This is a genomic window from Thermoanaerobaculum aquaticum (genome assembly GCF_000687145.1).
Taxonomy (GTDB): domain Bacteria; phylum Acidobacteriota; class Thermoanaerobaculia; order Thermoanaerobaculales; family Thermoanaerobaculaceae; genus Thermoanaerobaculum; species Thermoanaerobaculum aquaticum.
In genome coordinates, this window is sequence record NZ_JMFG01000015.1 from 19,026 (window position 1) to 33,769 (window position 14,744).

Annotated in this window: 17 protein-coding genes; 12 read left to right on the forward strand and 5 right to left on the reverse strand. The window is 63.5% G+C overall.

From position 1 onward, the window contains the following. Window positions 1-27: 27 nt before the first annotated feature. Entirely contained in the window at window positions 28-789 is a 762-nt protein-coding gene (locus EG19_RS05735) for a glucose 1-dehydrogenase (RefSeq protein WP_038048544.1), read from the reverse strand. A gap of 10 nt (window positions 790-799) precedes the next feature. Further along, on the reverse strand, window positions 800-1,345 hold the full coding sequence (locus EG19_RS05740; RefSeq protein ID WP_038048673.1) for a KdsC family phosphatase: 546 nt from the start codon (window positions 1,343-1,345) through the stop codon (window positions 800-802). A 135-nt stretch (window positions 1,346-1,480) separates the two neighbouring features. Between EG19_RS05740 and EG19_RS05745 the strand changes: the two genes are divergently transcribed. The 9 genes from EG19_RS05745 to EG19_RS05785 all read left to right on the forward strand — a co-directional run bounded on the left by EG19_RS05745 (window position 1,481) and on the right by EG19_RS05785 (window position 9,575). Next, complete coding sequence (locus EG19_RS05745; RefSeq protein ID WP_038048675.1) at window positions 1,481-2,533, forward strand: ABC transporter ATP-binding protein; 1,053 nt, start codon at window positions 1,481-1,483, stop codon at window positions 2,531-2,533. Continuing rightward, window positions 2,526-3,485, forward strand: coding sequence for an ATP-binding cassette domain-containing protein (locus tag EG19_RS12535; protein ID WP_053334965.1), 960 nt, complete (start codon window positions 2,526-2,528; stop codon window positions 3,483-3,485). The genes EG19_RS05745 and EG19_RS12535 overlap by 8 nt, the downstream gene beginning before the upstream one ends. A gap of 1 nt (window position 3,486) precedes the next feature. Further along, window positions 3,487-5,163, forward strand: a complete 1,677-nt coding sequence (locus EG19_RS05755; protein ID WP_038048546.1) for a TolC family protein — start codon at window positions 3,487-3,489, stop codon at window positions 5,161-5,163. A gap of 10 nt (window positions 5,164-5,173) precedes the next feature. Next, window positions 5,174-5,911, forward strand: a complete 738-nt coding sequence (locus EG19_RS05760) for a YIP1 family protein (protein ID WP_038048548.1) — start codon at window positions 5,174-5,176, stop codon at window positions 5,909-5,911. A gap of 4 nt (window positions 5,912-5,915) precedes the next feature. Then, window positions 5,916-7,112: an efflux RND transporter periplasmic adaptor subunit gene (locus EG19_RS05765; protein WP_038048550.1), complete on the forward strand. Its 1,197-nt coding sequence runs from the start codon at window positions 5,916-5,918 to the stop codon at window positions 7,110-7,112. A gap of 125 nt (window positions 7,113-7,237) precedes the next feature. Further along, on the forward strand, window positions 7,238-7,429 hold the full coding sequence (locus EG19_RS05770) for a type II toxin-antitoxin system HicB family antitoxin (RefSeq protein WP_038048551.1): 192 nt from the start codon (window positions 7,238-7,240) through the stop codon (window positions 7,427-7,429). After that, window positions 7,426-7,653 (forward strand): type II toxin-antitoxin system HicA family toxin, encoded by a 228-nt coding sequence (locus EG19_RS05775; protein WP_038048553.1) that lies wholly within the window; start codon window positions 7,426-7,428, stop codon window positions 7,651-7,653. Before EG19_RS05770 ends, EG19_RS05775 begins: the two co-directional genes overlap by 4 nt. Before the next feature lie 65 nt (window positions 7,654-7,718). Next, window positions 7,719-8,360, forward strand: a complete 642-nt coding sequence (locus EG19_RS05780; protein WP_081799980.1) for an ABC transporter ATP-binding protein — start codon at window positions 7,719-7,721, stop codon at window positions 8,358-8,360. Next, window positions 8,361-9,575, forward strand: coding sequence for an ABC transporter permease (locus EG19_RS05785; RefSeq protein WP_038048556.1), 1,215 nt, complete (start codon window positions 8,361-8,363; stop codon window positions 9,573-9,575). It begins immediately after the preceding gene. A gap of 27 nt (window positions 9,576-9,602) precedes the next feature. Here EG19_RS05785 and EG19_RS12540 read toward each other — a convergent pair whose 3' ends face one another. Both EG19_RS12540 and EG19_RS05795 read right to left on the reverse strand, forming a co-directional pair. After that, window positions 9,603-10,265: a TetR/AcrR family transcriptional regulator gene (locus EG19_RS12540; RefSeq protein WP_053334966.1), complete on the reverse strand. Its 663-nt coding sequence runs from the start codon at window positions 10,263-10,265 to the stop codon at window positions 9,603-9,605. Between the two features lie 94 nt (window positions 10,266-10,359). Beyond that, the gene (locus EG19_RS05795) at window positions 10,360-10,989 is read right to left on the reverse strand and encodes a hypothetical protein (RefSeq protein WP_038048558.1); all 630 of its coding nucleotides are present in this window, start codon (window positions 10,987-10,989) and stop codon (window positions 10,360-10,362) included. Between the two features lie 48 nt (window positions 10,990-11,037). Between EG19_RS05795 and EG19_RS05800 the strand changes: the two genes are divergently transcribed. From EG19_RS05800 to EG19_RS05810, 3 genes are read left to right on the forward strand one after another with little or no spacing between them, the layout of a single operon-like run. Then, the gene (locus EG19_RS05800) at window positions 11,038-11,493 is read left to right on the forward strand and encodes an SCP2 sterol-binding domain-containing protein (protein WP_152543941.1); all 456 of its coding nucleotides are present in this window, start codon (window positions 11,038-11,040) and stop codon (window positions 11,491-11,493) included. A 23-nt stretch (window positions 11,494-11,516) separates the two neighbouring features. Next, window positions 11,517-12,941 (forward strand): FAD-dependent oxidoreductase, encoded by a 1,425-nt coding sequence (locus EG19_RS05805; RefSeq protein WP_235208708.1) that lies wholly within the window; start codon window positions 11,517-11,519, stop codon window positions 12,939-12,941. Next, on the forward strand, window positions 12,925-13,176 hold the full coding sequence (locus tag EG19_RS05810) for a hypothetical protein (protein WP_038048561.1): 252 nt from the start codon (window positions 12,925-12,927) through the stop codon (window positions 13,174-13,176). The genes EG19_RS05805 and EG19_RS05810 overlap by 17 nt, the downstream gene beginning before the upstream one ends. 3 nt (window positions 13,177-13,179) lie before the next feature. Here the strand turns inward: EG19_RS05810 and amaB are convergent, their stop codons facing one another. Then, on the reverse strand, window positions 13,180-14,703 hold the full coding sequence (amaB, locus tag EG19_RS05815) for an L-piperidine-6-carboxylate dehydrogenase (protein WP_038048563.1): 1,524 nt from the start codon (window positions 14,701-14,703) through the stop codon (window positions 13,180-13,182). Window positions 14,704-14,744 lie beyond the last annotated feature (41 nt).

A 14,744-nucleotide genomic window follows, 5' to 3' on the forward strand; every position in this document is an offset into this window, starting at 1 on the left:
AGCCCCAGTGCTCTTGGTACACACCTGTCAGCGCAAGCAGGTTTGGGAGCGGCCGCCGTCCACGGGGAGGGAAACCCCGGTAATCCACCCGGCCTTGTCTGAAGCCAAAAACGCAATGGCTTCAGCCACCTCCTCGGGCTGACCCACCCGCCCCAGGGGGTGGGTGGTGAGGGAGTGCTGGAGGAACGCCTGGTAGGAAGCTTCATCCATGCCCCCCCGCCGGTGCAGTTCGGTGACCACCACCCCCGGGTTCACGGCGTTCACCCGCACGCCCAACGGCCCCAGTTCCAGCGCCAAGCAGTGGGTGAGCTGGTCCACCGCGGCTTTGGACACGGCGTAAGGGGCAATCCCCGGGAACGCGCGGATTCCCGCCACCGAGGAGAGGTTCACCACGCAGCCCCGGGTTTCCTTCAGGTAGGGGAGGGCTTGGCGGGTGAGGTCCACCAGGCTCAAAAGGTTGATCTCCAGCATTTGATCCCAGGTGGCAAGCTCGGTTTTCTCAAAAGGACACGAACCGATGATGCCGGCGTTGTTGACGAGGATGTCCAGGCGACCGAACACCTTCACCACCGAGTCCACCAGCCCAGCCCGGGCTCTTCTGTCACCCAGATCGCAAACGAAGACGTGGGCGTTGGGCAACAGGGCCTTGACCTCTTCCAGGCGCTCCCGATTGCGTCCTACCAGCGCCACCGCGGCCCCCGCCCGGCCGAGCCTCAGCGCCGTGGCCTTACCGATGCCGCTGGAAGCCCCGGTGACCAGCGCAACCTTTCCCGCAAACTCCTGCTCCATGCTTCCTCCCTTACACCCTTCGTTCCCAGCTTCGCAGCACCTCGTCCCAGATGCCCTGGGCTTTCAGCAGGAAAACCACCGCTTCCCGCACGGCCCCTCTCCCCCCGGGGGCGGGAACCACTACGTGAGCGCGTGCCCGCACCTCCTCCGGGGCATCGGCGGGGGCCAACGCCAGCCCCGCCAGGGAAAACACCGGCAAATCGGGGATGTCGTCGCCCATGTAGGCTACCTGCGGGAAATCCAGTGCCAGCTTCTGGCAAAGGCGGGCAAAATCGCCGGCTTTGTCCCGGCTTTCTTCCACCACCAGGTCGGGGTCCACGCCCAGATCGTGAAGCCGGCGGCGGAGCACCGCGCCCCCCCGACCGGAGAGGATCCCCACGCGAATGCCAGCGTTTTGCGCCAGCTTCAGGGCAAAACCGTCGCGGGAAAAGAACACCTTGACGCTTTCCCCTTGTCGGGTGTAGTACAGCCGGCCATCGGTGAGCACGCCGTCCACGTCCAAAATCAAAGCGCGGATCTTTTGTGCACGTGCTAACAGAAGAGGATCACCCGCCACGTTGCCCCCACGGGCCATATCCTAGCGCATGGGAGCTTCTTGGCGTTTTGCCCTTGTTTTCGGTGCGGCGTGCACGTGGATTTCTTGCAGCTGCTTTTTTGTGGGCCCGGTGCTCCCGCGTTTACAATGCCGGCGATGCCGTGGTTAGAGGTCAACCAGCTGGCGGTGGTTTTCCCTGCGCCTTCCGGTGTGCGGAAGGTGGTGGACGGGGTTTCCTTTGCCCTGGAGAGGGAAGAAGCCCTGGGCCTGGCGGGGGAATCGGGGAGCGGCAAGACGCTGTCCCTCATGGCCTTGGGTGCTTTGGTACCGCCGCCGGGCCAGGTGGTGGGGGGAAGCGTTACGGTGGATGGGGTCAACGTGCTCGCCGCCAGCGAGGCCCAGCAGCGGAGGATCCGCGGCGGGGTTCTGGGGTTTGTCTTTCAGCACCCGGCGCTGGCCTTTAACCCGGTGCTTTCGGTGGGGCGACAGGTGATGGAAGCGGCGGTGCTCCACGGGCTTGCGGCTTCCCAGGCGAAAGCTCGGGCTTTGGAGCTTTTGGCGGCGGTGGGGCTTACCCCACCGCTGGATTTCTTCCGCGCCTACCCCCACCAGCTTTCCGGAGGCCAGCTCCAGCGGGCCGCGCTGGCGGCCGCGCTTTCCGGAAGACCCCAAGCGCTGGTGCTAGACGAGCCCACCTCGGCCCTGGATCCGCTAGCTCAAGCCGCCTTTGTGAGTCTGCTGAAGGAGCTTGCGGAGCGTTACCGCTTGGCGCTCCTTTTGGCAAGCCACGATCTCTCGTTGCTTTCAGCGCTATGTCAGAAGCTGGTGGTACTGGCGGCAGGGGAAACCGTGGAGGAGGGCCCCGCCACCGAGGTCCTGCAAAAACCCTTGCACCCCGCCACGGTGTTTTTAACCGGCCGAAGCCTTCAAGCTCGACAACAATTGGCTGAAGGGCAGCTCCCCGGGCTTAAGCCTGCTTTTGGTGAGGTGGGCCAAGAAAGGACAGAACGCCCAGCGCCAGCGGACAGCGAACCGCTTAGCTCACCAAAGCCACCGCTGGAGCTGCCTGCCGTTTCGGGGTGCCGTTTTGCCCCTCGCTGCCGGTGGGTTTTTGACCGCTGCCTTCGCGAGCATCCCGCCCTGGCGCCGGTGGGGGCAGGGCGGTGGGTTCGCTGCTTTCTGCACCACCGGGAGGGCGAGCATGGGTGAGATTCTGCTGGAAGGCCGGGGGTTGCACCTGGCCTTTGCCCCCCGGGGTGGAAGGGGCGTGCCAGTATTTGGCCATGAGGGAGTGGTGGCGCTTTGCGACGTTTCCGTAGCGGTGGAGGCAGGGGAGGTGGTGAAGGTGCTGGCCTGCCTGGAAGGCGCCAACGCCGGTGAGGTTTACTGGCAAGGCTTGCGTGTGGATCATCTGCCCGAAAGCCAGCGCCGCCCTTTTCGCCACCTGGTGCAGGTGGTATTCCAGGAGCCGGGAAGCTCCTTCAACCCCCGGCATACCGTGGGCTTTGCCCTGCGCGAAGCCCTGCACCGGTCAAAAAAGCGGTCGGGAAACGACGAAGCTTTCCAGCGGGAAAGGCTGGTCCAGCTCTTTTCTTTGGTGGGCTTTCCCTTTTCCGAAGAGATGCTTGCCCGGCGCATCTCCGAGTTTTCCGGTGGGCAGCGGCAGCGCTTGAGCTTGGTACGGGCCCTGGCCGCCGAGCCAAGAGTCCTGCTGCTGGACGAACCGGTGGCCTCGCTGGACGTGCCGGTCCGCCGGCGGTTCTTGGATTCCCTGGCGGAGCTGGTGGCCAGCACCGGCCTGGCCGTGCTCCTGGTGACCCACGACCTGAGCATCCTGGACGGACTGGCCAGCCGCGTGGTGGTGTTGCTTTCGGGGCGGGTCGTGGAGGAAGGTCCCTGGGGCGAGGTGAAGCGCTCGCCCATGCACCCTTACACCCGCGCTTTGCTGGACGCCTCGGAAAACGTGCTGGGCTTTCGCCACTTTTTCGTGCCGGCGCCTTCCGGTTGTCCCTTTCGCCTGGCCTGCCCATGGGCCTCTCCGGCGTGCCTCGCCAAGCCCCGCTTAGAGGCTTCAGGCGAACGCCGGGTGGCTTGTTTTCACCCGTTGTCCGGAAACATTTCTCGTGAAAAACTCGTACAAACCCAACGTGAGGGAGGTTGACGTGGCTGGAAACCGATTCTTTCCGCTTGTGCTTCTGGCTGTTTTTGCCATCCCCGGCTCCGCTGGGGCCCAACAGCAAGCCGTGGAGACAACGTCGGGCACCCAAGTTCGCGGGCAGCGCCTGGCACCCGAACGCCAGCTCACCTTGAGCTTGCGGGAAGCCACGGAAATGGCCCTGAAGCACAACATCAACCTGGAAATCTCTCGCCTCTCCTTGGCTTCCGCGTCCCAGGGGGTGCTGGCGGCCAGCGGGGTGTTCGACCCTTTTGTCAGGGTTGACTTTTCCGAAAGCTCCTCAGAAAGCCCGGCCACCAACCAGCTGGTGGGGGCCCAGGTGAACAAGCAGGACCGTCGTACCTTCAACCTCAACCTGGGTACGCTTTTGCCCACCGGTGGCCAGGCGACGGTGGGCTGGACCAACACCCGCAGCAAGACCAACTCCACGTTCTTCTTCCTCAATCCCTCGTACAACTCGGGCTTGACTTTTTCCGTAAGCCAGCCGCTGCTCCGCTCTTTTGGTACCGACGTCAACCGCGCCCGCATCGAAATTGCCCGCAAGAACCGCCACTTGAGCTTGCTGGACTTTGAACGGCTGGTGATCACCACCCTCCAGCAGGTGGAAAGCGCCTACTGGAACCTGGTGTACGCCCGGGAAAACCTGAAGGTGAAGCAGCAGTCCCTGAAGCTCGCTCAGGACCTTCTGGAGCAGACCCGCATCCGCGTGCGGGTGGGCACATCGGCTCCCATTGACATCGTGCAGTCGGAAGCCACGGTGGCAGCGCGGGAGCAGGACATCATCATTGCCGAAAACGCGGTGCAAGCGGCCGCGGACAACCTCAAGATCCTGCTTGGGTTTGAAGATCCCCAGGACTTCCTGGCGGAAATTGTGCCCACCGATAGCCTGCAGGCGGTACCGGAGCCTGTGGATTTCCAGAAGGCCGTGCAAACCGCCTTGGAGCGGCGCCCGGAGCTGAAAGCCAAGCAAGTACAAAGCGAAATCGTGGAGCAAAACCTGCTTCTGGCACGCAGCGCGCTTTTGCCACAGCTGGACTGGGGCGTGAACTACGGGTTTGTGGGTGTAGGGGGGACGTTCACCCAGCGGGATTCCCGCACCGGCCAAATCGTGGCGGTGATCCCCGGCAACTGGGACGACGCCCTCAAGCAAATCCGCGACCGGGACTACGCCCAGTGGTCCACCACCCTAACCTTTAGCTACTCCCTGGGCAACAACCAGGCCAAGGCGCAGTTGGCCCAGCGTCGCTTTGAGCTGGCGGCCGCGCAACAAGCCCTGGCGGCCCAGAGGCAGTCGGTGATCGCCGAGGTCCGGGCGGCCGTCCGCAACCTGGAAGCGTCAGCCAAAGCCATTGCCGCGGCGGTGAAGGCCCGGGAGTTGGCCGAGCGCAACCTGGAGGCCGAGCTTAAGAAGTTCGAAAACGGCATGTCCACCAACTACCAGGTGCTCAAGATCCAGGAGGACCTGGCTGCCGCGCAAGTGGCCGAGCTGCAGGCGCGGGTGGCCTACCGCCAATCCATGGTGGCCTACCAGGTGGCGGTGGGGACGCTCCTGGACACCATGGGCATTCAGCTCGCCGACACCGTTCCTGAACCCGAGGTCCACACCTACTGGAAGGACGTGCCGTTCCTCCAGCTTTCCCACTGGACCAGCGAGGAAAGGTAAGGAGGCAGGTATGGAAAGCAACCCGCTTGCGGAAAAAGCCCCCGTGGGTGAGTTCTCGGGTAAGGCCCTGGGCCGGGTGTTCCGATGCTTTACCGAGCCGCGCGCGGTGTTTGCAGAAATTGCGGCGCGGCCCACGTTCTTCTGGGTGCTGCTGCTCACGGTGGTGCTGAGCCTAGGGGTACAGCTGGTGCTTGCCCCGCGCATTGATATGGAAGCCACCGTGCTCCAGGGGATAAGCCGGGCCGGGAAAGAGATTCCGGAAGAACAGGTGCGGGAAGCGGTGAACACTGCCAACCGTTTCCGCACCTTTGGCTTGGTGCTGGCCCCTTTGGGTGCCTTGGCGGTGACCTTGCTTTTGGGGGGCGTGTACTTCCTGGGGCTAAAAGTGGCAGGCTCGGAAGCCGAATACCCACCGGTGCTTTCGGCGGTGGCCCACGCCGGTTTTCCGCCGGGTCTTACGCAGTCGGTTTTGCTTTCGGTGGTGGCTTCCACCCGCGAGCCGTTTCCCGCCCAGGAAATCCCCAGGCTCTTGAAGTCCAACGTGGCGGCGTTCTTGCCTGAGGATGCCCCTAGGGTGCTTACGGCCCTGGGTGGTGTTCTGGATGTCTTCAACGTTTGGTACTGGCTGCTTCTGGCCTGGGGTTTGGCGGCGGTGGGGGGTGTGTCGCTGCGCAAATCCGCAGGCGCGGTCGCGGTGCTCTGGGGTGCCTGGGCGCTGCTTCAGGTGGTCCTGGCACTTTTAAGGTAAGCCCATGCGAAAGTTTGGCTTGGCCGTTTTGGCGGTGGTGGTTCTGGGGCTCATCCTCTTTCTTTCCCTCAAGGGCAACAACGGCAAGGGGGTGGCGGTGGAGGTGGTGGCGGTTTCGCCCCGCACGGTGGTGGCTAAGGTGAAGGCTTCCGGTAACATCAGCCCCCGAAAGAAGGTGGAAATCCAATCCAAGGTCATTGGCGAAATTGTGGCCCTGCCGTTTCGCGAGGGGGATACGGTGAAGGCCGGAGACGTGGTGGTGGAAATCGAAAAGAAGCTCTACCAGGCGGCTTGCGATCAAGCCCGGGCAGCCCTGGAGCAAGCCCGGGTGCAACTGGAGCGGGCGCAAGCTGAGCTGGCCAACGCCGAGCTGGAGGCCGCCCGCACAGAACGGCTCTTCGCCGAGGGTGTGCTCTCCGAGCAGGCGAGAGACCGGGCGCGGCTTTCCTTGGAGCAAGCGCAGGTGGCGGTGCGGGCCCAGGAAAGGGCCATTGAGCAAGCCAGCTTTGCCTACCGTCGGGCCCTGGAGGACCTGGACCGCACCACCATTCGCGCCCCCATGGACGGTGTGGTGATTGCGCGGCGGGCGGAGGTGGGGGAAACCGCCATCATGGGCACCACCAACTTCCCCGGCTCGGTGCTCATGGTCATCGGCGACCTCTCGGAGCTGGTGGCAGAGGTGGAGGTTCCGGAGCGGGATGTGGTGCAGCTGAGCCTGGGGCAGGAAGCCGAGGTGAAGGTGGACGCCATCCCCGACGCCTCCTTTGCTGGCAAGGTAGTGGAGATTGCCTCTTCGGGTACCAAGGTGGGGGACGTGGTGAAGTTCAAGGTCAAGGTGGCTTTAAACCAGCCGGATGCCCGTCTGAAGCCGGAGATGACCGCTAAAGTGGAAATCACCACCAAGCGGGCGGAAAACGTTTTGGCAGTGCCGCTGCAGGCCGTGCAAACCCGCTTTTTGGACGACAAAGGCAAGGAGGTGTTCGGTCAAGCCACCGGTCGGGAGGTGGAGGTGGTTTACCTGTTCGAGCGGGGCCGTGCGGTCCGCCGGGAGGTGAAAACCGGAGTCCAGGACGAGCTTTACGTGGAAATCGGCGAAGGCTTGGCAGCAGGGGAGAAGGTCATCGCCGGGCCGTATAAGACCCTGCGAACCCTCAAGGACGGCGACGCCGTGCACGAGGAAAAACCGGGAAAGAAGGGGTAGGAGGAACCCAGGCGGTGACGAACCTGAGCCAAACGTTGGAGTTCCGCGGCAAGGTGGTCGTGCTATGTTAGGGCTTGAAAGGCTTATTAGGGTTTAGCAATGGGCGCCGGCAAGGAGCGACGGGCATGAGCAAAATTAGGTACGTTTACTGGCAAGAAGACGATGTTTGGCTTGGCTACCTGGAAGAGTTCCCGGACTATTGGACGCAAGGTTCAACCAGGGAAGAGTTGGAGGAAAACTTACGCGACATTTTCCACGAGCTCACCAGCGGCTCGATTCCCTGCGTACGGAAAGTGGCCGAGCTTGAGGTGGCGTGAAGCGCAAGGATCTGATTCGCGAGCTGGAACAGATGGGGTGCATCCTCATTCGTCACGGTGCGAGGCACGATTGGTACCAAAACCCCAAGACCAAGGTCTCGCAGCCCGTTCCTCGCCACGGCGAAATCAAGGAAACGTTGGCCAGGCACATCATCAAGACGCTTAAGGGCGAAAACCCGCGCGGAGGGTCAAACGTCAATGAAGCTGGGGACGAACCAAGGTAGGCAAAAAGGGGTAGGAGGAACCGCAGGTGCTCATCGAGCTTGAAAACGTCGTGAAGGTTTACGACATGGGGGCGGTGGCGGTGCAGGCGCTCCGTGGAGTGAGCCTCCAGGTGGAAAAAGGCGAGTATGTGGCGATCATGGGCCCTTCCGGCTCAGGAAAGTCCACGCTCATGAACATCATCGGTTGCCTGGACACGCCCACCTCGGGGAGCTATCGCCTTAACGGGCAGCTGGTCAACGAGCTCACCGACGATGAGCTGGCCCGCATTCGCAACCAGGAAATTGGCTTTGTGTTCCAAACCTTTAACCTCCTGCCGCGAGCTTCCGCCCTGGAAAACGTGGAGGTCCCCCTCATTTACGCTGGGGTGCCGCGGGCGGAGCGGCACCGCCGGGCCAGGGAAATGCTGGAGAGGGTGGGGCTGGGCGATCGCATCCACCACCAGCCCAACGAGCTTTCCGGAGGCCAGCGGCAGCGGGTGGCCATTGCCCGGGCCCTGGTGAACAACCCCTCGCTGCTTTTGGCCGATGAACCCACCGGCAACCTGGACTCACGCACCGGGGCGGAAATCATGGAGCTCTTCGATCAGCTCAACCGCGAAGGGCACACCATCGTTCTGGTCACCCATGAGGAGGACATTGCCGCCCACGCCCGCCGTATCGTGCGGTTGCGGGACGGCCAAATCCTGGACGACCGGCGGAAGGGTTAAATGTTCTTCGAAAACCTCCGCATGGCCCTGCGCTCCATTGCCGCTCACAAGCTGCGCTCGGTCCTGACCACCCTGGGCATCATCATCGGTGTTGCTGCCGTCATTGGCGTGGTCTCCATCGTTCAGGGCTTAAACTTCTGGATTGCCGGGCAGTTGGAAGGTGTGGGTGCCACATACATCATGGTTTTCCCCGAACGGGACCCCAACAACCCCGATATTGCCGGAAGGGAAGTGCAGCTCACCTACGAAGACGGGCAAGCCATCCTGGAGCGGGTGCCGGAAATCGTGGCCTTTACCCCCATTTACTTCCAGGGTGAGCGGGTGCGCTACGGCAAGCGCACCTCCACGCCGTTCCTTTTGGGTGTGGGCGCCAGCTACCAGGAGGTGGTCAACCACTGGGTGGCCCGCGGTCGCTTTTTTTCCGATTTGGATTTGGCCAACCACGCTCGGGTTTGCCTGGTGGGGGAAAAGCTCATTGAGGACCTGGGTCTCGGGGCCGAGCCTTTGGGCAAGGACATCCAAATCGGGCGGGTGGTGTTTACGGTCATCGGCGTGATGGAGCAAAAAGGGCAGTTCCTGGGTCAGGACCGGGACCGCGTGGTGATCATCCCCTTTTCCACCGCCCGGGAAATTTACGGTGAAAACGCCGCCAAGCAAATCCGCCTGGACTTCAAGGCCCGCTCCCCGGAAGACGTGGATCGCGCCAAGGACCTCATGACCGATATTCTGCGACGGAGGCACGGCTTGCGGGCCGACCAGGGCAACGACTTCCGCATCATGCTGCAGGAGGAACTGCGCAAAACCACCTCCACCATTTTGGGCGGCATTACCCAGGTGGTCGGAGCGGTGGTGGGCATTGCTCTCCTCGTGGGCGGCATTGGCATCATGAACATCATGCTGGTTTCGGTCACCGAGCGCACCCGGGAAATTGGCGTGCGCAAAGCGGTGGGGGCCCGGAGGCGCGACATCCTGATGCAGTTCCTCATCGAGGCGGTGTTGCTTTCCGCCATTGGCGGGGCCATTGGCATCCTCTTCGGCTGGTTCCTGGGCTTTCTGGGTGCCAAGGCCATCCCCGGCTTTCCCGCCGCCCACGTGCCCCTCTGGGCGGTTTTATTGGGCTTTGGCTTTGCCTCGGCGGTAGGCATCTTCTTTGGCATTTATCCTGCCGCCAAGGCCGCTTCGTTGAACCCCATTGAGGCCCTACGCTACGAGTAGAGCCGAAAGCTTACCGGCAGGAGTAACCTAAGAGGCGGCTGCTGCCGCTTGCCCATCGGCCACTAGGGAGTAAATCCCGCCGGCGGTGAAGCGCACGACGTGCTCTAAGAGCTTGTCCCCATACGCCCGATAAAACTGTGCTTTCTTGGGCAAGAACCAATGAAGTTGCAAAACGTGAACCAGCTGTGCCACGAAGGAGTAGGCCACAAGCGGAACTTGAGCCTCATCCAATTCGGGCACAGCAGAAATCAGAGCTTTAGTTAAAAGCTCGTTTACCGGAGTCACCAATTCCCGTTGCATGACTTCCGTGGGCAAGAGCTGCTGTGCCATTTCCCGAAGCAAAAGCTGAAGACGAACCTCAGCCCTCTCCTCGGTAAGGAGAGGATCAAGGCAAGCCCGGGCAAAAGAGATCAACACCGCTTCCAGGGGGGGACGGCCGTTGTGTTCGGCCAGAACCGTCTGGAGGCTTGCCACCCGCCGCTGGGCCAGCTCGCGGAAGGTGCGGACCAGCACCACCTCGTAAAGCTTTTCCTTGCTGCCGAAGTGGTATGAAATACAGGCTACGTTGCAACGCGCCCCCTTGGCCAGCTCCCGCACCGTGGTATCGGAAAAGCCTTTGAGCGCAAAAAGCTCGGCAGCAACCTCCAGCAACCGCTGTCGGGTTTCCTCACCAACCGGTGGTGCAATCACACCTGCCCCCTTTCGAGAATAATTTTAATCAAACGATTGCTTAAAGTCAAACACGCAGGCCTTACAAGAGCGGCCCTGGTAAGCGGCGGTTTTCTCAGCGAAGCAGAGGCTGCAGCACCGCCACCCGCCAGGCCTCGGCGCAAGCCCATTTGAGCAGCACGTCAGCCACGCAAAGCGCAAGGCCGGCAAGCCACCAGCGCCGGTTGCGCTTGAGCGAGGCAAGCCCGCCACCAATGAGGGGCTCGCTGAGCGCCACGCCCAAAAGCAAAAAGCCCACCACCCGCAGCAGGGCCCAGGGGTGCCATCCGGCAACAAGGGCCCAGGGAGTTTGGCTCAAAAGCGCCAGGCCCCCGGTGTAGGCACCCATCCAGCCGAAAAGCACGGTGGCTAAGGCCAAGCCGCCCAGACCTCCGGTGGCCAGCGTGAGCAGCAGGAAAGCGGTCAGGTGAGTGAGGTGCTGGGGGATAAAGCAGGAAGGTGTGCTTTCGCAGCCCACCCCTGTTTGCACCCAGGCCAGCATGCCCTGGGCGTAGGTTTGCGCTCCCGGGAAAAGCCGGCCACACAACCCCGGCCAGCGGGTTTCCAGTAAGCCCAGGGCCAGGGCGAAAGCTACAAACCACGTCCCCACCGCCAGGGTTGCTGCCATGCGGCGTCCTTTCCCCAGAAACCTTCGCAAAGCAGCCCAGGGAGGGGCAGCGAGCAGCAAAACCAAAAGCCAGCGCATGGCCCTATTGTGATCGGCTTTGCCGTGGTGCGCTAGCCTTTCCCAACGGTGCGGGCGCTACAATGGCTTGGGAGCGAAGACCTCAAGGAGGACGATCTTATGGAGCTTGCCAAGCTTTTTTCCCAGGAAGGTGGGGAGGCCCTGCGGGCCGCCATCAACGCCCAGGAGCGGTGGCAAAAGGAAGCCGCCGGTTGGACGGCGGCTTTGGGGTTAGTGGTGGAGCAAAGCGCGGGCAGCCAGGCTTTGCTCGTGAAGCTGGAAAACGGCACCTGCCAGGAGGTACGGCCGGTTGCTGAGGCCGAGCTGGAGCACGCGGATTTCGTCCTCAGGGGCAGCGAGTCACTCTGGCGGGGCATCCTTTCCGGGCAGGTGGATCCGGTGGGAGCGGTGTTCATGGGCAAGCTGAAGGTTGCCAGGGGCAACGTCATGGCGCTTTCGGCCCGCACCGGTGCAGCCCGGCTGCTTCTGGAAACGGCCAAGGGCGTTCTCGAGGGCCTGGCGTGAACCCCTGGGAGGCCTCTTTCTCGGTGGAACGACAGCAGCGCGTGGTGATTGTGGGATCGGGGCTGGCGGGGCTCAGCTGCGCCCAGGCCCTCCTGGTAAAAGGCCTGGCGGTGACCATCCTTACCCCCGGTTACCTGGGCCGTGACGGTGCCAGCCAGCGGGTTCGGGCCCTGGCCCCGTGGATCTTGCTCAACGCACCGTGCCAGAGGGGGGATAGCCCCGATCGCTTTTTCGCCGACCTTAAGCGGGCAGGGCAGGGGATGCAGCGCCCCGGCCTGGCCGAGGTTTTCGCCGAAAAAGCGCCGCAAGCAGCGAAAGAGCTGGTGGAGCTTCTAGACCTGGAACCGCTGGACGACAAGCCGGTGCTGCTCCCCGGCAACTCGTACCCGCGGGGCCGGCGCCTGGTTCCCCGGGGTTCCGGTCTTCTCCTGCGTCGCCTGGTGGCGGCCGTCCAACCGGGAGCCGAAGTGCACGAGCGGGCCTTGGCGGTGGGTGTGGAAATCTCAGAAGGCCGAGTGGTGGGGGTGTGGGCCTGGCACCGCCCCCAGGGGGAGCTGCGGCTGCACCGCGGTCAGGCCGTGGTTTTGGCCTGCGGTGGGGTGGGGGCGCTGTTTGGCCCCTCCACGGTACCCCGGTGGTGCCGCGGCTCAGGCCTGGCCTTGGGCTTTTTGGCCCAGGCCTTGCTCCATAATCCGCACGTCACGCAAGCGTTGCCGGTGCTGGCCGTTCCTCCGGTGTACTTTCCCACCACTGCGGCGCTGCTTACCTCCCGCATTTGGGTGGGGGAGAAGCTCCTGCCGCAGCTTCCTGATCTGGAAAGCTTGAGCGTGCAGCTGGCCCACGAGCTTCGCCGGGGGCAAAAGGCCTGGCTGGAGCTGGACGCGGCCCACCAAAACCTGCTCCCCCGCTGGATTCGCGAAAGCCGGCCGCAAGAGGATGGGCACCGGCTGCCGTTGACGCTGGCAGTGCACCACGGTGTTGGGGGCGTGGCTGTTGACACCTGGGGCCGTACTTCGGTGCCGGGGCTTTACGCCTGCGGGGAGTCAGCCGGGGGGGTGCAGGGGGCACGGCGGCTCATGGGGACCGGCCTTTTGGAAGCCCGGGTCTTTGGGCTGCGGGCCGCCGAAGCGGTGTTTAAAGACCTGCTTAAGTCCCCCTTGAGCCCGCCGTCCCAAACAGCCAGCCGGTTCCTGCCGCTGCCCACCCAACCCTCGCAGGTGGAGGCTTTCCTGGATGGCCGCTTAGGCGCTTTGGCCGTGGTGCGGCCGCCGGAGGAGGTGACCCGCTGCTTGGAGGAGCTGGAGGCCTGGCCGTTCGCCTCCGAGGCGGAAAACGGCAGAGCCTGGCTTGCTGCGATCCGTTTGGCCGCAGCCCGCACGCTGCTTTCGGCTCAGCTTTCCGCGTTTGCCCGGGAGGGCGAGGAGGTGCCCCGTGAGCTGGCAGGGTAACCTGACGCAAGAACAACAGGTAGTGAGGGCGTTTCTTGCCATGCCGCCGTGCCCGGTAAAGGAGGCGCTGGGCCGCCTGGTTTTGCAGGTGGCTTTTCAGGTGGAAAACCTGCGCTGCGCCCAGGCACAAGCCGACGGACTCCCTTGCCAGGAGCTGGAGCCCGATTGCTCCGCCTGTCAAGGGCTGGAAGAGCGCCTGCGCCGGTGCCTTGAGGCTGAAGCTTTTAGCGCCTGACCTCTACTCCACGTCGAAGCGCACCCCCTGAGCCAGGGGCAGCTCGGTGGAGTAGTTGATGGTGCAGGTTTGCCGGCGCATGTAGGCCTTCCAGGCGTCAGAACCTGCCTCCCGTCCCCCGCCAGTTTCCTTTTCCCCACCAAAGGCGCCGCCGATTTCCGCACCGGAGGTGCCGATGTTCACGTTAGCGATCCCGCAATCGGAGCCTTCGGGGGAGAGGAACTTCTCGGCAGCCCGCAGGTTGTTGGTGAAGATCGCCGAAGAAAGCCCCTGCCGCACCGAGTTGTTGAGCTCGATGGCTTCCTCCAGCGTGTCCACCTGGTACACGTAGAGGATGGGGGCAAAGGTTTCCTCGCAGGCAATTTGCATCCCCTTGTGGGCCTTTACGATGGTGGGCTCCACGAAGTAACCCGGACCGGAAAGCCGGTGGCCACCGTACACAATCTCGCCGCCCTCTTCCTTGATCTTCTCCAACGCTGCCATCATGTCCGCCACCGCCGCTTCGTCCACCAGCGGGCCCACGTGGGTGGAGGGCTCCAGGGGGTTACCGATGCGCAAGCTCTTGTAGGCCTTGATAAGGCGCTCCAGCAAGCGGTCGTAGACGCCCTTTTGCACGATGAGCCGGCGCAGGGTGGTGCAGCGCTGGCCGGTGGTGCCCACGGCAGCAAAGAGAATGGCCCGCAGGGCCAGGTCCAAATCGGCATCCTCCAGCACGATGACCGCGTTGTTGCCGCCCAGCTCCAGGATGGTGCGCCCGAAGCGCCCCGCCACCGAAGTGGCGATCTTTCGCCCCTGGGCGGTGGAACCGGTGAAGGAAATCAAGGGCACGTGGGGGTCATCCACCAGCTTCTGGCCCACCTCCCGACCGGTGCCGATGACCAGGTTGAAGATGCCCTCCACACCGAACCGCTGGGCCACCCGGTTGCAGATGTGCTGCACGGCAATGGCGCAAAGGGGCACCTTGGAGGAGGGCTTCCAAATCACGGGATCGCCGCACACCACGGCAATGGCGGCGTTCCAGGACCAAACCGCCACCGGGAAGTTAAAGGCGGTGATGATCCCCACCGGACCCAGGGGGTGCCACTGCTCAAACATGCGATGGCGGGGCCGCTCGGAAGCCATGGTGAGGCCGTAAAGCTGGCGTGAAAGGCCCACGGCAAAGTCGCACATGTCAATCATCTCCTGCACTTCCCCGAGCCCTTCGCTGAGGATCTTGCCCATCTCCAGCGACACGAGGCGCCCCAGCTGCTCCTTGTGCGCCCGCAGCTCGTCGCCCAGGGCCCTGATGATCTCGCCCCGCTTGGGGGCCGGCATCATGCGCAGCTTCAAAAAGGCCTCTTGAGCCACGCGGGAAACCTGCTCGTAGGTGGCGGCGTCCGCCTGTTGCACCCGGGCTATAGGTTCTCCGGTGGTGGGGTTCACCGAAACCAGCTCCCCGCCTTTACCGGAGAGCCATCCGGCGGCGTACGCTCCGGGGTTGACCTCAGAAATACCAAGGGATTCCAGGATTTGCCGTGCCTCGTTCATCGCGCTCCTCCCGCGCCGGCTTGTACCGGCGGCTCACAAGC